The organism is Paenibacillus sp. 05T425, assembly GCF_056396205.1.
The window spans coordinates 157,125-179,832 of sequence record NZ_JBFTLA010000010.1 but is presented as its reverse complement, the minus strand read 5'-3'; the positions used below and the strand labels follow the sequence as shown (position 1 = coordinate 179,832).

The 22,708-nt window shown below is 52.5% G+C and carries 18 protein-coding genes; all 18 read right to left on the bottom strand.

Features of this window, described 5'->3' with window-relative positions; genetic code table 11:
* Positions 1-27 precede the first annotated feature (27 nt).
* The gene (locus tag AC1DF0_RS22695) at positions 28-1,113 is read right to left on the bottom strand and encodes an ABC transporter substrate-binding protein (protein WP_477575394.1); all 1,086 of its coding nucleotides are present in this window, start codon (positions 1,111-1,113) and stop codon (positions 28-30) included.
* Between the two features lie 36 nt (positions 1,114-1,149).
* Positions 1,150-1,788: a YcnI family copper-binding membrane protein gene (locus AC1DF0_RS22690; RefSeq protein WP_442048953.1), complete on the bottom strand. Its 639-nt coding sequence runs from the start codon at positions 1,786-1,788 to the stop codon at positions 1,150-1,152.
* A 40-nt stretch (positions 1,789-1,828) separates the two neighbouring features.
* The gene (locus AC1DF0_RS22685) at positions 1,829-3,466 is read right to left on the bottom strand and encodes a copper resistance CopC/CopD family protein (RefSeq protein ID WP_477575393.1); all 1,638 of its coding nucleotides are present in this window, start codon (positions 3,464-3,466) and stop codon (positions 1,829-1,831) included.
* Complete coding sequence (locus AC1DF0_RS22680; protein ID WP_477575392.1) at positions 3,463-4,899, bottom strand: 4-hydroxyphenylacetate 3-hydroxylase family protein; 1,437 nt, start codon at positions 4,897-4,899, stop codon at positions 3,463-3,465. The genes AC1DF0_RS22685 and AC1DF0_RS22680 overlap by 4 nt, the downstream gene beginning before the upstream one ends.
* Positions 4,900-4,923: 24 nt before the next feature.
* Positions 4,924-5,841, bottom strand: coding sequence for an ABC transporter ATP-binding protein (locus AC1DF0_RS22675; RefSeq protein ID WP_442048950.1), 918 nt, complete (start codon positions 5,839-5,841; stop codon positions 4,924-4,926).
* Positions 5,838-7,145, bottom strand: a complete 1,308-nt coding sequence (locus AC1DF0_RS22670) for a 4-hydroxyphenylacetate 3-hydroxylase C-terminal domain-containing protein (RefSeq protein WP_477575391.1) — start codon at positions 7,143-7,145, stop codon at positions 5,838-5,840. Before AC1DF0_RS22670 ends, AC1DF0_RS22675 begins: the two co-directional genes overlap by 4 nt.
* A gap of 10 nt (positions 7,146-7,155) precedes the next feature.
* Positions 7,156-8,592 carry an LLM class flavin-dependent oxidoreductase gene (locus tag AC1DF0_RS22665; RefSeq protein WP_442048948.1) on the bottom strand — a complete coding sequence of 479 codons (1,437 nt, stop codon included), beginning with the start codon at positions 8,590-8,592 and terminating at the stop codon, positions 7,156-7,158.
* 168 nt (positions 8,593-8,760) lie between these two features.
* Positions 8,761-10,071, bottom strand: a complete 1,311-nt coding sequence (locus AC1DF0_RS22660; protein ID WP_477575390.1) for a replication-associated recombination protein A — start codon at positions 10,069-10,071, stop codon at positions 8,761-8,763.
* A gap of 240 nt (positions 10,072-10,311) precedes the next feature.
* Positions 10,312-10,980: a YdeI/OmpD-associated family protein gene (locus AC1DF0_RS22655; protein WP_442048946.1), complete on the bottom strand. Its 669-nt coding sequence runs from the start codon at positions 10,978-10,980 to the stop codon at positions 10,312-10,314.
* Positions 10,977-11,732: a tRNA threonylcarbamoyladenosine dehydratase gene (locus AC1DF0_RS22650; RefSeq protein ID WP_442048945.1), complete on the bottom strand. Its 756-nt coding sequence runs from the start codon at positions 11,730-11,732 to the stop codon at positions 10,977-10,979. The genes AC1DF0_RS22655 and AC1DF0_RS22650 overlap by 4 nt, the downstream gene beginning before the upstream one ends.
* 33 nt (positions 11,733-11,765) lie before the next feature.
* Complete coding sequence (aspS, locus tag AC1DF0_RS22645) at positions 11,766-13,577, bottom strand: aspartate--tRNA ligase (RefSeq protein ID WP_477575457.1); 1,812 nt, start codon at positions 13,575-13,577, stop codon at positions 11,766-11,768.
* 60 nt (positions 13,578-13,637) lie between these two features.
* Positions 13,638-14,897 carry a histidine--tRNA ligase gene (gene hisS, locus AC1DF0_RS22640; RefSeq protein WP_442048944.1) on the bottom strand — a complete coding sequence of 420 codons (1,260 nt, stop codon included), beginning with the start codon at positions 14,895-14,897 and terminating at the stop codon, positions 13,638-13,640.
* An 830-nt stretch (positions 14,898-15,727) separates the two neighbouring features.
* Positions 15,728-15,889 carry a hypothetical protein gene (locus tag AC1DF0_RS22635; RefSeq protein ID WP_337099501.1) on the bottom strand — a complete coding sequence of 54 codons (162 nt, stop codon included), beginning with the start codon at positions 15,887-15,889 and terminating at the stop codon, positions 15,728-15,730.
* Positions 15,890-15,979: 90 nt separating this feature from the next.
* Complete coding sequence (gene dtd / locus AC1DF0_RS22630; protein ID WP_477575389.1) at positions 15,980-16,423, bottom strand: D-aminoacyl-tRNA deacylase; 444 nt, start codon at positions 16,421-16,423, stop codon at positions 15,980-15,982.
* Between the two features lie 62 nt (positions 16,424-16,485).
* Positions 16,486-18,666, bottom strand: coding sequence for a RelA/SpoT family protein (locus AC1DF0_RS22625; protein ID WP_477575388.1), 2,181 nt, complete (start codon positions 18,664-18,666; stop codon positions 16,486-16,488).
* Between the two features lie 408 nt (positions 18,667-19,074).
* Positions 19,075-19,605, bottom strand: coding sequence for an adenine phosphoribosyltransferase (locus tag AC1DF0_RS22620; protein WP_477575387.1), 531 nt, complete (start codon positions 19,603-19,605; stop codon positions 19,075-19,077).
* Positions 19,606-19,656: 51 nt separating this feature from the next.
* A complete protein-coding gene (recJ, locus tag AC1DF0_RS22615; protein ID WP_477575386.1) occupies positions 19,657-21,669 on the bottom strand; it encodes a single-stranded-DNA-specific exonuclease RecJ in 2,013 nt (670 codons plus the stop codon).
* 38 nt (positions 21,670-21,707) lie between these two features.
* Positions 21,708-22,625, bottom strand: coding sequence for a cation diffusion facilitator family transporter (locus tag AC1DF0_RS22610; protein ID WP_442048940.1), 918 nt, complete (start codon positions 22,623-22,625; stop codon positions 21,708-21,710).
* Positions 22,626-22,708: the final 83 nt, after the last annotated feature.

The window sequence follows — 22,708 nt, the reverse complement described above, 5'->3', positions numbered from 1 at the left end:
GTTGGATTTATAAGAACAAAGATACCGTTACGTAGTAGCATCGCTGCCGCTCTCTTTGTCGGTGTCCGTTATAGCAGCCGTCTTCCCGGCGAATTCATTGAATTCATTCKTATATACGTCCTTGACCGTAATCTTGCCCTTCGGAATTTTGTCGTATTCTTCCAAAATATCGATATAGTATTGAATCGGATCCTCCGTTACAACCAGGTCATCCACATATGCAAAGCGATCGATATATTTCACATCTACGCCGAGCCGCTTCGCAATAATTCCTTTTGCTTCATCTGGATTTTCATTGACCCAATTCGCGGTTTTGGCAATTGCCGATACAAAATCCTTAACCGCTTGCGGATGCTCCTTCGCGAATTTGCCGTTTACGCTGTACGGGGCCATTCCGCCTAACCCGCCGTCAAGATCGTAGTCGCTCCATAGTTTGACCAGCTTCTCATTGTATTCCGCTTTGCCCGAGAACGGCGCATGGATAATGGCAAGATCGATTCCGCCTTGCTCCAGCGTCTGCTCCTGCTTATCGTCAGGTACGACGAGGAACTCGATTTTACTAATGTCGACTCCCTGCTCCTTGAACCATTTCTTCGATACAAATTCCGCGCAAGCTCCGAAGCTATTGAATCCAATCGTCTTGCCTTCCAAATCTTTAGGCGTTTTAATGCTGCCGTCGTCCCTTACGAAATACTTCATATGCGGTGCTTCTTGAAGCGTCTTGCCCCCTGCGGAGACGACTTTAATGTCGGCGCCGCTAGCAATTGCCGATATGACAAGCGGCACCATACGGGAGCCAAAATCGATGTCGCCCGTGCCGACCAATGGAATAATTTGCGGTGCGGCTATTTTGCCGACATACTTTGGTTTGGTTGTCGTTCCGTCGAAATAACCAAGCTCATCTGCCAAGTAAACGAGATCAAAGCCCGGGTTGTCAGGATATTTGAATTCTACGATCTCTTTATTGTCCGACGCGGCCCCGCTATTGCCAGTTGTAGTGGAATTTCCTTCTTTATTACCGGCATTGCCGCATGCGCTAATCGAAAGTGCCAGCACGATGATGGCGGCCAGCTTTGTTAAATGTCCCTTTTTTGCTAATTTGTCGATTATCATTTTTTTACGCTCCTCATATGAAAATAGTAACTTTCGTTAAGCAATTCCTTTTCTTCTACGCAGCGTCAAAGACAAGGCGATAACTCCAGCGGCCAGCGCCGCAAGCGCGACATAGAAAGCGGATGAGCTTAGCCAACCTTCATAACCCGAATTGGGCGGCGAGCTGGCTAGAACATGCCCCGCGCCTGCAGCATGGTGGCCGTCGCTGCCTGTTCCGGGAAGCACCTTTGTAACCGAAGCAGGAGTATCCGCCTCTGCGCCTCCGATCCATTCCACTACCGAACCGTCCGCATACGTCTGGAACGCTTTCCAGACAAGCTCCTTCGCATCATCCGACACCTTGCCCTGGAGCTTGAATTCACCGAACTCGCCGTCCTTCAGACCTTCTCCTTCCGTCGTCCATACGATCGCCGTATGATTACCGTCCGCATTCGTATCGAATCGGTAGCTCCACCCTGCTTGCGGCTGTACGCGGCTTATCGATACGCTGTCCGGGAATAACACCTCCACTTTCGTCGTCGACGACTCCTTCTCCGTCGGAACTCTTACCGTAAACACCTCATACGACCCCTGCGTCGTTTCCGCAGGAGATACCGTTACATGCGCCGAAGCCGTTCCGGCGAATAGCGTCAGCCACAGTGCGGCGATAATCGCTATCGGTAATACTCTTCTCATAACCTCTCCCTCTCCTCCTGTTTATTGCTGACCGGGTTTCCTATCTTGCTTCGCTATAGAACACTTTCTCGGTCGCGAATTCATCCGCGTCCGCGTTCAGAACGCGCACCTCAAGCTTCCATTTGCCGGGAAACAAGAGATAGTTCCCTTCTACGCTGTAATTAAAGTCGTAAAGACTTAACGGGCTTCCATTCGTTCGGACCTCTTTCAATGCGACATCGACCGGCGCAATATCCGGATTATCCTCGTAATGCAGCCGCAGCGTTACCTTTCTAAGCTCTTTTTCGCTGCCTCCTGCGGCTTGACCGCCAACGGAAACATTGAATTGATTGACAGATCCCGGCTCGTTAGGCGTAATAATGACGGCAATATGTACGCCCTTCACGTTCTCATGCCAGAATAGCGGCCCTGTCGCGGCGAGCGGATTCAGGTACGTGAATATGCCGGTTATTGCGATGATGGCCACGAACAATACGAGATCCACGCCCAACCACGCAAACAATCGGCTTCGCCTTCGCTTTCTGATTTGCGAGCGAATGAGTCCGCCTGTTGCAATCACGAGCAGCACAAGCCCGGCTTTGCCAAGCATCAACCTTCCCCACCAAGTATCGAGCAGATGCTTGAAGCCGTCCGTATACAAGATTGCAGTGGTCAGGCCGCTGACGACAAGCAGAGCGATTGCTATAAGAGCTGTTTGCGAGAGCACGGGATAGTACGATTCGGCATTGCTGCTTCTCTTTCTTGTTCCGAACGCTACGAATGCAAGCAGAACACCTGCCCATAGACTCGCCGCAACCAAATGCGCTACATCTAGCGCGAATGTCACGATCGGAATTGCAAATCCCATAGCATGGCCATTCAAGCCTTTAGCAGCGATAAGCAACAGCACCCAACCCGCATCGACGCCTTTCCGCCTGCCTAATATGAAATATCCAGCGACGGCGATAACCAAGGAAAGCATGTAAGAAATACCAATCGATGTACGGGTCAGTATAGCAGTGAGGTCAGACGCTTCGAATTCTTCCGCCAAATTGCGGTAATCGCTCCAAGCAAGGAGCCCGTACGCCAGCAACAGTACCGTTAGCAGAAGCTTTTGCCACTGCATATATTTCCGACGATTCTCATCGACGAGCCCTTTGGCGTATAGCTGCAAGCCAGCCCAGCCAGTCGCGGCAAGCAAAGCGAGATAATAGAAAGCTCTTATGACCCAATAACCTGCATTTTTCCCGATATCATGCTCTTCATGAAGACGCGCAGCCGAGGAATAGCCGATATTGGCGTCCGTCATTGCTCCTACCGTGAATACATACGATGCTTTGATCGGATGACCGTCTGCCGACAGGAGACGGTAAGTGACGGTATAACCTCCGCCCTCCAGCCGCGGGAGCGCTAAAGTCAACGTTTTTCGATTCTTATCTATGACCGCCTCGGATTCCGTAACCGGTAGTCCTTGACGGTTATATACCTTTACCTCAAAGCCTGTATTCTCAATTCTTTCGTTAAACGATAGCGTAACTTCCGGAGGCGAAGCTTCCAGTCGGCTATCCGGTGCCGGTATTGCTCTCGTCAATGACGAATGTGCGGATACAGACGCATAAGGGAATGCGAGAAGCGCCATTAGCAGCAGCGTAAACCCGACCGCGATACGGAACAAACGATGCCGAATGACGGGGATCATACGGATATGCGCAAAGCCTTATCGAGCAGCGCTTGTTTGTCGTACTCGGTATACTGGCCTGCGTATGTACGTACGGGATCGCCCGCATAGAAGCGTTCATACAGCTCATGCCTGGCGCCCAGCTGGCTGCCTACCAGCTCCCAAGCCAGCTTAAGCAGTCTGACTCGCTCTTCCGCTCCACGGTCCGCCCCCCGGTAATAGGTTTGTAACTGGGTGCCAAGCGGGCCTCTCAGCTCGGCAATGGTAGACGGCACTTGCAGCATCCCGGCGCCCGATAGCTGCTGAAGGATTTCCAGCGCTCTCGGATAATAACGATTGCCTAAGTTTTTGGCCGTCAAGATCGGCTGAAGCGCGGGCTCCCATACGCCATGCGGGCTATAGATCGCATGATGCTCGGCGGATAAGAGAAGAGATCTGATCGACTCCAGCTGGAAGAAAAGCTCGGCCAGCTTATCCTGAACATGCGCGAATCTCGTAATGCCTATCGATTCAGCAAGCTCGTTGCCGACCGTTGCCGTAAATTCCAGCTTGCTTACCAAACGAACGATGTTCTCGTGCAGGCTGAGCGAAGATACCGTTCGATCGGAGCGGATTTTCCAGATCGCTTCAGGATCTTCCTTAATGAACACCCGTTCCCAAGGTATCAGCGCATCTTCGAATACGAGCACGGCATCMATCTCATCGTAATGCGCGCTGAGCGGATGATCCTCCCATTCATCTCGYTCCGAGGCAAACGATTCCCGACAAATAAGATGAACACCCTCTTGATTGACAGGAATGGCGAACATGACGGCATATTGCTGCTCGTCGCCTGTTTTTTTGCTATGAGGAGAGACCATGATTTCATCCATATAAGGTCCGCCTGTAGCAATCATCTTCGCGCCCCTTACGATGATTCCGTCTTCCGTCTCACGCACGATGCGAACCGCAGTGTACAGATCGCCTAATTCCGACGCAAGCTTCGTCCTATCGATCTGCGGATCATGACCCGCCGCTGTAAGAAGCAAGTCATTATCTCTTACGTAAGCGAAGTAATCGGATATTTTTTGGGCAAATTGCGGTTGCTCATCGCGGATCAGTCCTTTGGCAATATGCCAACCGGTCAACTGCGAGCGATAAAATCCGCCGACGCGGCTCATAACGCCGAATGTAGCATCCGACCATAGCTTGAAGGAATGGCTGCGACGAAATAAATCCTCCTTCTGCTCCGGTATGAGGAAGGCAAGATTCGCTCTAGCCCCGGTCTCGGCAATGAACGTTAACTGTTGCTCTACAGACGGGTCGTCTTGCAGATCCATAATGGCTGCCACCGATTCAATCGTCCCCCGAAAGGCGGGGGACGACCTTATATCCGGTACGATATTTCCGTTCAGCCATACTCTTCTTCCGTCATTCAATCTTTGTATATAGCGGCTTCCTGCCGTTGACGTCATAAGCACTCACATCCTTCATCCGTCTTAGCCATGGTTCGCTGCCTTCTCGGGCAATAATTCAGCGGCAACCTGGTACGGCTGTCCTCCCCCATGTGCTCCTGCTATTGCTACAACGGTGTGTGCAGGCGCCGGCTTAACTCCAAGTTGACCCAATGAATCGGATTTATCTACTTCATCCTTCAAGATCTCCCACGCTCTTTGGCGCAGCTTGACGAACGCCTCGGAATTGCGAATATCGGCCGGTCGCGGTCGCTCCAGCGGAATGTCGATCAACTCTTTAATTTTGCCGGGTCTTGCCGTCATGACCGCGACCCGATCGGCCAAGAAGATCGCCTCGTCCAGACTGTGCGTGATGAACACGATCGTTTTTTTCTTCGAATCCCAAATACGCAGCAGCTCCGACTGAAGGATTTCCCTCGTTTGCGCGTCAAGCGCAGCGAAAGGCTCATCCATGAGCAGCACATCCGGCTCGTAGGCTAGCGAACGGGCAATCGCTACACGCTGCTTCATGCCGCCGGACAGCTCATGCGGATAACGGTTCTCGAACGCTTGCAAGCCGACAAGCTGGATATATTCACGCGCGATTTCCTTCCGCTCCTTCGCTCGAACCCCTCGAATTTGCAGGCCTACCTCGACGTTCTGAAGCACCGTGCGCCATGGAAACAGCGCATACCCTTGGAACACGACGCCGTGCTTCTTGTCGACTCCGTTGATCGGCTTGCCGTCAACCTCGATATCTCCTTCCGTTTGGCGGGATAGCCCCGCCAATATATTCAAGAAAGTCGACTTGCCGCAGCCGCTCGGCCCGAGTATAGCAAGAAATTCTCCTTCTTTGACGTCTAGATCGAAGTCGTCGAGCACCGATATACTGTCTTTCTTGCCAGCCTCATTCAATGCTTTAAACTGCATGCCAACCTTTCTCGCCGCTATCTTTACCGTCATAGCTGAGCCTCCTTTGGATTTGCTTTCGACCTTGTATCAATGCCTTGCCAGAATTGCTTATATCTTTCACGCAGCACCTGTACGGGATATTGTCTGAACAACTCTGACGACTGCACAATCGGATCTCCAAACGCATGCAACTCATGCAGCTTGCGCTTAGCAGCCTCCGCGCTTCCCGAGAGCCGCCAAGCCAGCTGGAGGATCGTTGGCTTCTCCCCCTCTTTCCTTTGCCGCAAGAGATGCTGGTCACGCACAAATATGCCGGCTCCTATCCGTTGCAACACTTGCACGGCATGAGCATAATAGAGGCCGCCTGCTTTGCGAGCTGCTTCCAGCGGAACACTCGAAGGCAGAACGATTCCGGTTAAGCCGGCATCCGCCCCGATCTCCGCAGCATGGATCAGCGCCTTTAACGTCTCCACATTTTGAATAACCTCGCCTAGGTCGCCTTGAATATGCAGCTCCTTGACCTCGCCTGTCAGCTCCGCCAGAGCGAATGCCGTGCCCGTAACAAGCTCCAGCGCATCAAGCTGTCTCGATACCCATTGGTAGTCGGCGATCGCTTTGACATGGTGATGACCTAGCAGACTGCGAAGCTCCGGAGCATCGTTATCGTGCAATATTCTCTCCCTCGGTATCACTACATGTTCGTACGACACCTGAACACCTGCGTTCAGGCTCTCTGCCTGGGCTCCATACGGTCTGAGTTCTAATCCGGCAGATTGAACGGGAATAAGAACCGCCGAAGCAGGCGCTGCTTCCCCTTGTTCACGAATGAACACCAGTAATTCGTCCGCGAACAACGTATCGGAGTCAAAGGTCTGCTCGCCATGCAAAGTTATACCTTCCTTCGTATACTGAACAATCGGCAGATCCGCGTTTTTTCTAACTATTGGCTGGAATGAAGTCGTAATAATCGCCCGCTGCTTTAAGCTTTGCTGGAACAGAGCCGCCAATCGTCCTTTAGCTGCTGGCGGATTCACAGAAGATAGCAAGGATACATGTCCGTACCACCCCGCAAGCAAGGAATGCGCGTAATCAGCCCAACCGTTTCCGAATACCGAACCGCCATCGGATAAGCTGTAATATCCGGTTCTCTTGCGCCTCAGATCATCCAGTGAACTCGGCAGCAGGTAGGCCTGCTCCCTAAGCGGATGCTCCGCATTGTCCGTTACATGCGCGACTTTCGTCCATTCACGGCCATAGGCTGTATGCTCCTCTGCAGCGCCGATGAGCTTCTCATCCAGTCGAATGGTACGCCGGCTTGTCGTTGCGATTGTCTCCTGACTTTTGTTCATGGTCATCTTTCTCCTCCTACCTCTTCACGGAATGAAAAGAGGCCTCATCTGCCTTATTAGGGGAGACAAGACCTCCGGTTGACCGGTCGGTTTCGATTGTGCTCTCGAATGATGATTGAACAACAGCGGGGTGCGGAGGTCTTTTGAGTCCTAAATTGCCCCTTAACGTCGTTCCTTCGTATTCGGTACGGAATAACCCTCTGCGCTGCAGCTCAGGTACAACGAGCCGGGTGAAATCCTCTAAGCCGCCCGGCAAATAAGGAGGCATAACATTAAAGCCGTCTGCAGCGCCGTTAACGAACCATTCCTCCAATTGATCGGCAATCTGGACAGGCGTGCCAAGAATCTCGCGATGTCCTCTAGCTCCCGCGATTCGTTGATACAATTGCCGAATCGTTAAGCCCTCTCGTTCCGCCAAATCCTTCAGCAGCGTGAAGCGGCTTTTCCCCCCGTTAATTTGCTCGAGCTCGGGAAGATCCGGCAACGGGCCGTCAACAGGATACGGGCTTAGATCCACGCTAATCAGATTGGAGAGCAAGCTTACCCCGGCCTCCAAAGGAATCAGTTGCTCCAATTGGGCTTTCTTCTCTTTCGCTTCTTCTTCCGTACGTCCAATGATCGGGAATACCCCCGGCATGATGAGCAGTTCATCCGGCGAACGACCGTATTTGCGTAACCGTCCCTTCACATCCGAATAGAATGCTTGCGCCTCTTCTAGCGTTTGCCAGGCGGTAAAGATAACCTCTGCCGTTCTTGCCGCAATCTCCTTGCCTGGCTCGGAAGCGCCTGCTTGCACAATGACCGGATACCCTTGTACGGGTCTGGCCACGTTGAGCGGACCGCGAACGGAGAACCACTCCCCTTTATGGTGAAGCGTATGCAGCTTGCTTCTATCGGCGAATACCGCGTTATCCTTGTCATAGACGAAAGCATCGTCTTCCCAGCTGTCCCACAAGCCCTTCACCACATCAAGAAACTCTTGCGCGCGCTCGTAACGAAGCGAATGGAGCAAATGGTCATCCTTGTTGAAGTTTTTCGCTTCGGCTGGATTTCCCGAGGTAACCACATTCCAGGCTGCCCGGCCATCGCTAAGATGATCGAGCGAAGCGAATTTGCGGGCTACGTGAAACGGCTCATTGTATGTGGTTGATACCGTCCCGACAAGTCCGACATGCTCGGTTACCGAGGATAACGCGGACAACAGCGTAATCGGTTCCGGCCGCACCGTAACCGTCTGAGTAACCGCTTCTGGATACGTTTCAGATACCGCATAACCGTCAGCGAGAAATAACAAGTCGAATTTGCCTTGCTCCGCGATTTGGGCCAGCTTTTTGTAAAACTTGAAATTCAACACTTCCGAAGCTTCCGTATCCGGATATCTCCACGCCGCTACATGATGGCCGGGCGTCATTAAGAAAGCGCCTAGCTTGATTTGCCTGTTTGCCTTGCTCATTGGTCTGCCTCCTCGTTCTATTGCGATAATAAAATAAAAAAACCGAAGACGCGCTATCTGATTAGATAGGGTCTCCGGTTAACCGGTATACCGTTTATTCCTAGTGGATTAGTATGCTTTAAATGGTATCATATAACATTTCCAGCGTCAATCGGAATTTCCAAAATTTTAATGCGACGATTTTCGATGATTCTGGTTTTGCTGTATTTTGTTTTCCGTGCCTTGGTCTGTAGCTTTATAGAAAGCAGCTCCGTGCAAAACGTCGGGCAAATACTGCTGCTTCACGTAATGGTTCGGGTAATCATGCGGATACTTGTACCCTTCATGCCCGAGCTGCTGTGCACCCTTATAATGCGTATCGCGCAGATGCAGCGGCACTTCGGCATTTCCCGCCCGTTCGATTGCTGCCGTTGCATTGCCGATGGCGATCGCTGTGGCGTTCGACTTCGGACTCTCGACCGCGAATAAAATCGCCTGCGAGATATTGTACTTCGCCTCCGGCCAGCCGATCTTGTGATAGGCGTCCATCGCCGTCACTGCCTGGATCATCGCCTGCGGGTTGGCAAGTCCAATGTCTTCGCTGCACGCGACGATAAGCCGCCGAATGAACGTCATCGGGTCCATGCCCAGCTTCTCTACCGCGTACAAGAACCAGAACAGCGCGGCGTCGCTAGAACCTCGCACGCTCTTGTGAAACGCCGACAGTACGTCATACTGCGTGGACATGTCGGCACGAATGGACGGCTTGCGTACCGACTCCTGCGCAACCTCCAGCGTAATGCGCACCGAGCCGTCGGGCTCGGAAGGCGTCGTCACCGCCGCCAGCTCAAGCGCATTGAGCGCTCGGCGAATATCGCCGCCGGCCATCGACGCGATATGCTGCAGCGCCTCCTCGTCGGCATGCAGCGTCATGAAGCCGAGGCCGCGCTCGCGATCCACGAGCGCCCGGCGCATCGCCTCGTACGCATGCTCCTCGCCCAGCGGCTCCAATTGAAACAGCGTTGAGCGCGACAGCAAAGCGCCGTTCACATGATGGAACGGATTTTCCGTCGTCGCCCCTATGAAAATAATAATGCCCTGCTCCACAGCAGGCAGCAGCGCATCCTGACGCGATGTATTGAACCGATGGACCTCGTCCAGAAACAGGATCGTCTTCTTGCCGTACATCGATTTGCTCACGCGGGCACGGTCGATAACCTCCCGCACATCCTTCACCGACGCATCGACCGCGTTCAGCTTAACGAAATCTCCTGCCGTCTTCAGCGATATAATATGAGCCAGCGTCGTCTTGCCGCATCCCGGCGGACCGTATAAAAGGATCGATGACACTTGGTCGCCCTCTATCGCCCTGCGAAGCAGCTTGCCCGTTCCCACAATATGCTCTTGTCCAATATATTCATCCAGCGTCTGCGGACGCATTCGATCAGCCAGCAGCCTTGCCCTCGGCGCTTCTTCCTCTTGGTATGAAAATAAGTCCATGCTGTCCCTCTACCTTCTCCACCTGTTAATCTGTTAACTCGATCATAGCATACAAGCACATTTGTTCGCCAGCGTTGCGGTCAACAGTCTATTCCGTATTTTGCAGTTATATTTATTGCCTCATCAATGAGCACATATGCCGTTACAGAGGTGGATGTTTGTCATGTAACAGCCCAACAAAAAAAAAAGGACCATGACCGAAGCGGCGCTAAGCCGCTCAAGTCATGGTCCTTTCCCAATTTATAGCTTGTCCGTCGGACGCTTCAGGCCGTGCTCTAACTTCTCGACCATCGACGCAATCCGCTTCGTACGCGTATCCTCGCGCTTCGCTTCTGTTACCCAGTTAACGTAATCGCGGCGCATAGCAGCGGTCAGCGTTCCGAAGAACTGCTGGGCTGCCGGCGACTGGCCGAACGCTGCGACTACATCCTCAGGGATTACTGTCTCCGCCGCGACAGAGGAGGATTGTACCGCTGCCACGGATGCGGAAGCAGCCTTCTTCAAGCTCGCCGGCTTCTTCTTGACAGCAGATGCGGAGCGATAGCGCATGACGGACCACGTATCGTCCATCGAGATCATCGCCACGCCTTCCATCCCCATCGTCTGCATGAGCTTCCAGCCCGTATCCCGATTCAGATCGGTCTTAATCATGGACGTCCCCTTTGGATAAGCGATCCAAAGCATGCCGTCTTCCTTAAGCGAGCGAATCGCGGCCGGACCCTTGGCCTCCAGATCGGCAAGTGATCTGGCGAACAGCAGTACGTAATCGTAATGCCCTTCGCCTGCCTCAGCCTCCACAGCCAGCTCGGATAAGCCAAGCTCCGTCAAATAGCTGCTATCGGGCGGCTGAATGACGAGCACTGCCATCTCGGCGCTTAAGCGCAGCTTCTTGACGAGCTCCGCATTCATACCTTGATGCCTCCGGCCTCCAACATATCCTTGACCACAACGCTCACCATAATAAGTCCCGCGACTGGCGGAACGAAAGCGTTGCTTGCCGGCGGCTGCTGCGCTTTGCGAATTTCCGGCGCGTTCTCCGGCACGATTCGCTGCGTAACATCTTCACGAGGCTTATTCGGCAGCTCGGACGAGAATACGACCTTAACGCCCTTCTTGATGCCGTCCTTGCGCAGCTTCGTGCGAACGACGCGCGCTATCGGATCGGTATGCGTCTTGGAGATGTCGACGACTTGGAACTTCGTCGGATCCATTTTGTTCGCAGCGCCCATGCTGGAGATGATCGGAATCTTCCGTTCCAGGCATTGCTTGATCAAGTGGATTTTGTACGAAATCGTATCCGAAGCGTCAACCACGTAATCGAGCGGATAAGCAAACAGCTGCTCATATGTCTCTTCCGTATAAAACATCCGCAGCGAGATCGCCTCGCATTCCGGATTAATAAGCTTAATGCGGTCGCGCATCAGATCGGCCTTAGGCTCTCCGACCGTCGTCGTCAGCGCATGAATCTGCCGATTAATATTCGTAATATCGACAACGTCCTTGTCGATCAGAATAATGCGGCCGACGCCGGTACGAGCCAGCGCCTCCGCCGCGATCGAGCCGACGCCGCCGATGCCGAGCACGGCAACCGTGCTCCCCTTCATCAGCTCGAGTCCTTCAGGCCCTATAGCCAGCTCCGTACGTGAAAATTGATGAAGCATTCAGCTGCCGCCTCCTTTGCTAATCTTCGTCTATTATTCGCCTTGTTCCTTGGCCGCTCCGGCAGCTGCCGCAACCGGCTTAGGCTTAAGCACGGTACGGATATGAAGCTGCTCAAGCTGCGACAATTCCACCTCGGAAGGCGCATCGCAGAGCAGATCCGTTGCGCTTGCCGTCTTAGGGAAGGCAATCGTTTCACGCAGGTTCGTGCGTCCGGCAAGCAGCATGATGAGACGGTCGAAGCCGAAGGCGATGCCGCCGTGCGGAGGCGTTCCGTACTCGAAAGCATCAAGCAAGAAGCCGAATTTCTCTTGCGCTTCTTCCATTGTGAAACCAAGCGCTTTGAACATTTGCTCTTGTACTTCGCGTTTGTAGATACGCATCGAACCGCCGCCTACTTCGTAGCCGTTCAGAACAAGGTCATACGCTTGCGCGCGGATTTGTCCTGGATCGGTATCGAAGAAATGAAGGTCATCTTCGTTCGGACGCGTGAACGGGTGATGTTCTGCAACATAACGTTTCGCTTCCTCATCATAGCCAAGCAGCGGGAAGTCAACGACCCATGCGAATTTGAATTGCGACTCGTCGATCAGACCGAGGTCGCGGCCTAGCTTCAGGCGCAGGTTGCCAAGCACGTCGGCAACGACTTTTTTCTTGTCGGCGGAGAAGGTAAGCAAGTCTCCTTCTTCAACTTGAAGACGCTCTGTCAAAGCTGCAATTTCTTCAGGCTTCAAGAACTTCACGATCGGACCGCGCCACTCGCCGTCCTTCACCGTGATCCAAGCAAGACCTTTGCCGCCGTAGCGTGCCGCGAACGGTTGCAGGTCGTCTAGCTCCTTGCGGCTCCAGCTCGCGCAGCCTTTCGCGTTCAAAGCTTTGACAACGCCGCCGCCAGCAGCAACGCTTGCGAACACTTTCACTTCGCTCGTCGATACGATGTCGGTAATGTCTTGGATTTCCAGGCCGAAACGAAGATCCGGCTTGTCGGAGCCGTATTTGTTCATCGCGTCCGCGTAAGTGATGCGTTGGAACGGATGCGCCAGCTCGACGCCAATCGTCTCGCGAAGCAGCTTAGCAGCAAGCTGTTCCATAAGAGCTAGCAATTGATCCTGCGACAGGAACGACGTCTCGATGTCGACTTGCGTGAATTCCGGTTGACGGTCAGCGCGAAGGTCCTCATCTCGGAAGCAGCGTGCGATTTGGTAGTAGCGCTCAATGCCGCCGACCATCAGCAATTGCTTGAAAATTTGCGGCGATTGCGGAAGCGCGAAAAACTCACCTTCATGCACACGGCTTGGTACCAAGTAATCGCGAGCGCCTTCCGGCGTGCTCTTCGTCAGGATTGGCGTTTCAATGTCTATGAAGCCTTCTCCGTCAAGGAAATCGCGGAAAATCTTAGCCGATTTCGAGCGAAGCAGCAATGTTTTTTGCATTTCCGGACGACGCAGGTCCAGGTAACGGTATTTCAGACGAAGCGATTCGTCTACTTCAACGCCATCCTCGATTGGGAACGGAGGAGTCTTGGCTGCGTTCAATACTTCGATTTTCGTTACGCGGATCTCAATCTCGCCTGTTGCCAGGTTCGCGTTGTACGTTTCTGGATCGCGTTCTACGACTTTGCCTTCTACGGCAAGTACGAATTCGTTGCGGGCACGGTCGGCAATAGCGAGCGCGTCACCGGAGAAATCAGGGTTGAATACCGTTTGAACGATACCCGTACGGTCGCGAAGATCGATAAATAATACGCCGCCAAGGTCGCGACGACGTTGTACCCAGCCGTTCAAGATTACCGATTGCCCTACGTCGGCTTTCGTCAAGCTGCCGCAGTTATGCGTTTTTAACATCATAGTCATAATGTTCATGCTCCTCTTCTAATGGGTGATAAATTCATTCCATCGTTCATCTATTTAACTGTTGCTTGAACCCAATATCTCTTCGGCAAGCTTATCCAGCGCGACTTGGCGCTGCTCGCCTTTGGCCATATCCTTCAGCGCAATCTCGCCGCGTGCAAGCTCGTCGTCGCCAAGGATAGCTGTAAACTTCGCTTGCAGACGGTCGGCGGACTTCATCTGCGCCTTCATCTTGCGGCCGAGGTAATCGCGCTCTGCGCGTACGCCGCGCTGCCGCAATTGATAGACAAGCTTCGTTACCTCACGCTCGGACGCTTCTCCTAACGCTACGAGATATACATCCACCTCATTCAGCGCAGGCAGCTCGGTTGCCTGATGCTCAAGCAGCATGATCGTCCGCTCAAGTCCAAGACCGAGGCCGACGCCCGGTTGATCGGGACCGCCGATCTCTGCGACAAGACCGTTATATCGGCCGCCGCCGCCGATCGTATCGATCGCGCCAATGCCTTCCGCCTTGTATTCGAAAGCGGTATGCGTGTAATAATCGAGACCGCGGACGAGCCTGTGATTAATCTCGAACGGGATGCCCATGTCGCTAAGATACATTTTTACTTTGTCAAAGTGGTTGCTGCATTCCTCGTCCAAGCTGTCCAGAATCGACGGCGCGTCCGTGAAGTGCTGTTGATCGACTTTGCAGTCAAGCACGCGGAGCGGATTACGATCCATGCGCGACTGGCAGTCCTTGCAAAGCAGTTCCCGCTTCGGCTCTAGGAAAGCAAGCAGACGCTCGCGGAACACCGCTCTAACGGCTGGCGTACCGACCGAGTTGATCTCGACGCGGACGCCTTTCAGGCCGACCTCGGTGTAGAACGTGTAGCCGAGCGCAATTACCTCTGCATCAATCGCCGGATCTACCGACCCGAGCGCCTCGATGCCGAATTGATGAAACTGGCGGTAACGCCCCGCTTGCTGACGTTCGTATCGGAACATCGGCCCCACATAATAGAGCTTCGTTACGTCCGGCTCGCCATACAGCTTATTCTCCACGTAGGAGCGGACAACGCCCGCCGTTCCTTCCGGGCGCAGCGTGACGCTTCTGTTGCCGCGATCGGTGAACGTGTACATCTCTTTCTCCACGATATCCGTCGTCTCGCCGACACCACGCTGGAACAGCTCCGTCGATTCGAAGATCGGCGTTCTTATTTCGCGAAAATTATACCGGCGGCAAATATCGCGGGCCTTCTGCTCCGCGTACTGCCATTTCTCCACCACGCCCGGCAAAATATCCTGCGTTCCCGGAGATTTTTGAAATGCCATCGTAAAGCCCCCTGCCATTGTTAGTCATTTGCTTTCTCATTTGAACACAAAAAAACTCCCGCCCTAACGGCTTGCGCCGAAAGGGACGAGAGTGTATCTCCCGTGGTACCACCCACATTCCGAGCCGCTTCCTATTGGAAGGTGACTCGCTTCAAAACGGTTAACGTCCGTTAGCCGCAGCCAGCTACTTCTACGTAAGAACAAGCTTGATAGCTTGCGCACTACGAGGTTCACTGTCTGTTCTCCGGGAGGTCTGTTCATTCAATCGTTATAAGGACGCTTGCAGCCAAGTGGCGCCCCTCTCTGGGTATACGAGAAGAATTACTTTTTCCCATCAACAAATCCAATTTAGTTATACTGAGGACTTATTTTACCTGTCGCGACGTGTAAAGTCAAGCGGCTCTTATCTATGCTGCCCATACAAAGAAAAAAACCTACAAACGAGTTGTAGGTCCAAAAGTAAAATATATTTTAAAAAAGGGGGTCGAGGTTTATTATAGGACAGCAGTGTTAAGAAAAAGTTAGAGATTGATTACAGTAATATTACAAATTCGTAAGCGTTTTTACGACGAACCTTTGCCACTGCAATCTATGCCTTGTCTAAACCATCTAGAAGTGAGGCAAATCTCACTATTACTGCTGCCATCCTCATTCAAATCGACCGCCTGCTCCGTTTCACGTACAAACAGTGAGGTAAACCTTACTTCCCGTGAACCTAGCTTCATGGTTATGAGATTTACCTCACTAAATCGATCAAGTAATCGTCATTTGTGTAATTCAGCGAAATTACCCTCATCTTTAAGTGAGCCAGCCTCACTGTTTCATCGAAACTAAGGGTTGTCGCGCCTCGGATGCTGGGGAAATCCTGCCCACTCCTCGGCCGCCTCCACATCCTCTTCCAGCTCGGCCATCGCTCTCGCTTCCCGTCGATCCGGATGAAGCAGCCTTCTCATCGCGCGCTCTATCCCTTGTTCCTTGCGTGATTGATGCATAAGCGGTATCGTCCTCCAATTCGCATTTTAAAGCCGCCCGCCTTCGGCAAGCCGCCGTATTATGCTTATTGTTGCCCGCTCCTGCACCCTTTAAGCGCCGCTCTCCAAAATAAGCGTCACCGGCCCGGAATTAACTAGCTCCACATTCATCATCGCGCCGAAACGTCCAGTCTCGACCTTAAGCCCGCGTTCACGCAACGCAGCGTTGAACGCATCATACAGCGGCTCCGCTTGCTCCGGTCTAGCTGCCGCCATAAAGTTCGGACGCCGCCCCTTCCGGCAATCCCCATACAGTGTGAACTGCGATACTGATAGCAACTGTCCGCAGATATCGGTTACGGCAAGATTCATTTTACCCGACTCGTCCTCGAAAATACGCAATCCTGCCACTTTGTCAGCCATCCATTTCACATCGTCAATCGTATCCTCGTGCGTAATGCCTATCAGCAGCACGAGACCAAAGTCGATTGCTCCTACAGTCTCGCCATCAATAACTACCTTCGCTTCCTTGCTTCGTTGTACGACGACTCTCACTTCACTAATCCCCCAATATGTAAAACGCCAGCACACAAGCATGTATGCTGACGCTCCTTCGTTTATTGCATCGTCCGTTGAACGGAATAGATGTCCTGCACTCGCTTAATGCGCTCGACCACGGATGAGAGATGATCGATGTTGCGGATGAGCACCGTTATATGGATGAGCGACATTTTGTTTTTGACCGAACGTCCTGTCACGGCGGATATATTCGTCTTGCTCTCGGATACCGCCTGCAGTACCTCGTTCAGCAGACCTCGGCGGTCATGACCGGTGATCTCGATGTCAACGCTGTAATTGGCGTCTGTCGATTCTTCCCACTCGACCTCGATCACGCGTTCCGCTTCTTCGCCGTCCATGCCGAACGGGATGTTCTGGCAGTCCATGCGGTGAACGGATACGCCGCGCCCGCGCGTTATATAACCGACAATCGCGTCACCTGGAACAGGATTGCAGCAGCGTGCGTAACGAACGAGCAGGTTATCGATACCTTTCACGGTAACGCCGTGGTTAGGGCGAGGTTTCTTCGCACCCGGAGACTTAAGCTCCTTCGGCTCGCTTGTCAGCTCGATYAGATTCGCTTCTTCGGCTTCCTTGCGCAACTTCTCCGTCAGCTTCGTGCAGATCTGCGCTGCCGTTATGCCGCCAAAGCCGATGGCCGACATCATATCCTCAATATCATTGAATGCGAACTTGCCGGCTGCATCCTGCAGCTTATCCTCGCTCAGCCACGCCGACGGCTCAAGTCCAAGGCGCTTCAGCTCACGCTCCAGCAGATCGCGGCCCTTCGCCACGTTCTCCTCGCGCTTCTCCTTCTTGAACCATTGCCTGATCTTGCTTCTTGCATGGGAAGACTGAGCGATCTTCACCCAATCCTGGCTCGGTCCGTAAGAATGCTTCGAGGTCAGAATCTCGACAATATCGCCAGTCTTAAGCTTATGATCGAGCGGTACGATTCTTCCGTTTACTTTCGCGCCAATCGTACGGTTTCCGACTTCCGTATGAATGCGGTAGGCGAAGTCGAGCGGAACGGAGCCCGCAGGCAGCTCAATGACTTCCCCGCTCGGCGTAAAGACGAATAATAAATCGGCGAAAAAGTCCATTTTGAGCGATTCCATAAATTCGGATGCGTCACGCGCTTCGTGTTGAAGCTCCAAAATTTCACGGAACCACGTCATCTTATCTTCGAAGCTTCCGCCTGGTACAATCGAGCCTTCCTTGTAAGCCCAATGCGCCGCGATACCGTATTCGCTCGTCCGATGCATTTCCCATGTACGAATCTGTACTTCGGTAGGCTCTCCGTTAGGACCGATGACCGTCGTATGAAGCGATTGGTACATATTCGCCTTCGGCATAGCGATATAGTCCTTGAAGCGGCCCGGCATCGGCTTCCAAAGCGTATGAATGATGCCCAGCGTCGCATAACAGTCCTTGATATTGTCGACGATGATCCGAATAGCCATCAAATCGTAAATTTCGTTGAACTGTTTATTGCGGCTGGTCATTTTTTTGTAAATGCTGTACAGATGCTTCGGTCTGCCCGAAATATCGCCTTCAATACCCATTTCATCGAGCTTCTCGGTAATTCTTGAGATGACGTCCTCAATAAATTGCTCGCGTTCAGCACGTTTCTTCTTCATCAAATTGGCGATGCGATAATATTGCTGCGGATTCAAATAACGAAGAGCGATGTCTTCCATTTCCCATTTGATCGCCGAAATACCAAGCCGGTGCGCGATTGGGCAGAAGATCTCGAGCGTCTCGTAAGCGATCCGCCGCTGCGCCTCCTCGGACTGGAATTTAAGCGTCCGCATATTATGAAGACGATCCGCCAATTTAATCAAGATGACGCGAATGTCCTGCGCCATGGCGACGAACATTTTACGATAATTTTCGTTCTGCTGCTCTTCTTTCGACTGGAAACGGATTTTCTCCAGCTTCGTAAGGCCGTCGACAAGCATCGCACAGGTTTCGCCAAATTTCGCGCGCACGGTCTGCAAATCAACGGTCGTATCTTCTACAACGTCATGAAGCAGCGCTGCGATAATCGACAGCACGTCCATCTGCATATCCACAAGGATATCTGCAACCGTAACCGGATGAAGGATATAGGGCTCTCCCGATTTTCGAACTTGTCCGTGATGGGCTTGTTCCGCGAAATCATAGGCTTCCTGAATGCGTATGAGGTCTTGCTCTTTCATATAGGCGGATGCCTTCTCAAGTAATTGCTCAATGCCCATGAAACTTCCCTTTCCAAGCGTAAACGGCTGAAGCCATTCGTATGGCAGCGCAAGCTCGTTTCGCGATGAAATTTATGCTGTGATGGTGATACCGGAGGTTCACTCACCAATAAATTTAAAGCGTAAACAGCTGAAGCCATTTGTAATGGCAGCACAAGCTCGTTTCGCGATGAAATTTATGCTGTGAATATAATGTCGGTAATTCTATCGAAAGCATCGCAGATGAGGACCGCCCATGCATTTTCCGAGTTTTCTAATATTATGCCTGTAACTACAGCATTGCGTCAACTGTTCAGCGTAAACAGCTACCACTGCTAATTTCCTCTAATATTGGCAAAAACCGCCCTTCCCGCGTCCATAAGGCAGCGAAAGTGGCGGTTGATCCCGCTGCGGGCAGCGGATTGGTCGTTAGTTATAGGTCATAAGCGAGAATACATCAATGCCTTCTAGCTTCTCGCGTCCAGTTAAGTATGCAAGCTCGATCAAGAACGCAGCTCCCACAACTTCTCCGCCAAGCTGACGAATAAGGTTGATTGAAGTCGCAATTGTTCCGCCCGTCGCAAGCAAATCGTCAGCAATCAGAACGCGCTGTCCCGGCTGAATCGAATCTTTATGCATAGCAAGCTGATCATTACCGTACTCGAGGTCGTAGCTTGCCGTAATCGTCTCGCCTGGCAGCTTGCCGCTCTTGCGAATAGGGGCGAAGCCTACGCCTAGCGCAAGCGCAAGCGGAGCTCCTACCACGAAGCCGCGCGCTTCAGGACCTGCAACAATGTCGATCTTCATATCAGCAACGGCTTTGCGCATTTCTTCAATCGCTGCGCGATAAGCGCCGCCATCCTTAAGCAAAGTCGTAATATCCTTGAAGCGAATGCCTGGCTGCGGGAAATCATGGATGACCCTTATATAATCTTTAAAGTTGTATTCTGTATTCGACACGAACCGTCAACCCTTTCTATTCCTTGTATCACTGTTCTATCCTAACATAATCTACGCTTTCTGCAACATGGCAATTTCTCGCGCATCCGTATAACGTTTTGAAGTGGATAAGTCCCGCTTGCTTGGAGACAATGCCGCGTTCATCAAGCCGTCTCGCCGTTCAATGAAAGCTAGCTCCTCGAAGACATCGAGCATTAGCTCTATCGTCTCTAGGGGCATTTTATGCTGGCTTGCAAGCTTAGCGATCAAGCCGTCAAGCGGAGCGCTGCCGAGCTTCTTAAGCTGTTGGTATATGATAATAAACTGCTCCCGTTCAGGGAACTGCTGCCTTCTCTCTCCGGCTTGGTAATGAAGATCCTGGAGTTGAAGCTGAGGCTTGCGTCTGCCGTTCCATTCATTGATCGATAGTTCCCCAATGATATCGATCGAACAGCCCGGATCCAACCCTTCCGATATCGGCCCCATGCTGAAGCCAATGGCATCAAGCAGCTTTCTGCCGCTTCCAAGCAGCAGCTTTAGATGCTTCGACTCTTTGCCTATCGTTCGTTTCTCTGCAAGCTCAACCGACTGGAACAACAGCCGCGGAGAAAGGTTGCCCATCCCGAATGGTTCAAGCTGAGCAAGCTGCGTGACTGTTTCTAACGATGCGTCATCCAGCTTGCATACAATATCGACTGCCGTCTTCGGTATCCAGTCCTCTTCGGTTAGCCATGCCTGTGCAAGCTCGCATAACTTCTGTTCGAAGGCTTCCAAATGATCACGATGCAGGCTCATGCCGGCGGCGGCCTGATGTCCGCCATAATGATCGAGCCATTGCTCGCATTCCGTCAAAGCGGCGTGCAGATCATAACCTTCTATCGATCTGGCCGACCCTTTGCACATACCTGTCTGTTCATCGATACCGAGTATGATCACCGGTTTATAATTCCGTTCAAGCAGCTTCGAAGCTACGATGCCGATTACGCCGACATTCCAGCCTTCCCCTGCAAGCACAATGACCGATGGCGAAGGTTTGCCTGAGTCTTCTGCCGCTGCACACTTCGCAAGCCACTGTAGCTCGGCATCCTTTACCATTGATTCTACAATACGCTGGCGTTCCTTGTTTAAACTGTCGAGACCCGATGCAGCTAATATAGCCGTATCGTAATCGGTCGTCGTTAAGAGCTCAACGGCCCGCTTCGCATGATCGAGGCGTCCTGCCGCATTGATACGCGGCGCGATACCGAAGGCAACAGACGTTGATGTCATGACATCAAGCTCAATGCCGCAAGCCTCAGACAACGCTCGGAAGCCGACACCCGCATCGGAGCGAATCCGCTCCAAGCCATATTTGACGAAGATGCGATTCTCGTCGACTAGCGGCATTAAGTCCGCAATCGTGCCTAAGCTGACAATATCGGTCCATTCCAGCGGAGGGCGCTCCAATAGCGCCGTAGCAAGCTTGAACGCTACGCCGACGCCTGCAAGCCCTTTGAACGGATAACCGCAGCCCTGCTGCTTCGGATTAACGACCGCATACGCGTTCGGAATACGCTCGGGTGCCTCGTGATGATCGGTTACTACTACTTCTACACCGAGCTCCTTCGCGTATTCGACCTCTTCATAAGCGCTTATGCCGGTGTCGACCGTAACGATCAGCTTAACGCCTTCCTCGGCCGCCAGTGCGATTGCAGCGCGGTTCATACCGTACCCTTCCAATGCGCGATGCGGAATATAATAATCAAAATGATAGCCTAAATGACGAAATAAATAGATAAGCAACGATGTGCTTGAGACGCCGTCGGCATCGTAATCGCCGTATATGCGAATTTTGTCCCCGGCAGCTCCGGCAGCTCGTATGCGCTCCACCGCCTTATCCATGCCTAGAAGCAAATACGGATCGTGAAGATGTTCTTCCCCTCCGTTGATAAAGCGCGTTGCCGCCTCGGGGCTGTTATGGCCTCGCTGGACAAGCAGTCTCGCAACAAGAGACGGTACGCGAAGCGCCTGAGCTATAAGACCGGCTTGGCGTTCGTCCTGCTCGCTCCATGGCGCGATCTCCCATCTTGTCTTCCTATGGATCATTTTAAAAGCTTCCCCCTTCCGCTGTCTGCTCACAGCCATTATTGCAGCAGCGTTGGCACCTGCTCCTGATTCGGATCATGATTCGATTTGTACGGATAACCTGGATCGTACGGCTCTACATATATAGATACATCAGTCAGATGCAAAAATCGTTTCATCAGCAGTTGCTTTACACGCTTAGCTATTTCCTGTCCTTCAAGTACGGTAATACGCGGATTGACACTAATGACTACGTCAGCAACAACGTAATGTCCATGTTCCCTAGCGCGCAACGATTCAACCGTTACAACACCTTCCACCCGTTGAATAAGCTGCATAAGCTCATCCGGATCTTCTTCATGAGCCTCTTGCTTGGCGTCCTTCCGGGCGATTGCCTGTACCAATTGGAAGCCGTTGTACACGACAATAACGGCTATGACGAGCGCCGCTGCCGGGTCAAAATAATAAAGAGCAGAAATGTCCAGCGCCTTACCGGCCATTGCCGCACCAGCGCCGATAAAGGCCGCGAGCGAGCAATATAGACCGGAATGCCTCTCCTTCTGCGCTGAGAACAACTCTTTGAAAAGCCAGCCTGCAGCAATCGCCACAAGGGCGCTCCAGTGAGGCGCATCAACAACGCCCTCAACTAATTCGCGGATGGCGGATATACCAATCTCCAAACCGATAATGAGCAGCAGAACAGACATTAAAATTCGTGCTCCCGTACTCGAGCCGGACACTTGCTTATTCGTCGTTATCGTCTTCTTATTTTCCTTACGCAGACGATTGTCGCGCAGCCCTGACAGCGCGGCAAAAGCTCCCGCAGCCTCGGCAGCCGAACGGAATGCGTCAGCAAGCAACGCTTTGCTGCCCGACAGCCAGCCGACTACGCCTTTTATAATTGTAAGCAGCATGTGTCCCCATAAGCCGGACCATCCTTCGGCCTCTGCTTGTGCATATCGCTGTGCGGTTGACATGGCACCCTCCTAAAAAGTTTTGCGAAGCAAAACTTACTTCGTAAGCATTAACTTATTCCTTCTGCAGCCTCGTAAGCGAGGCG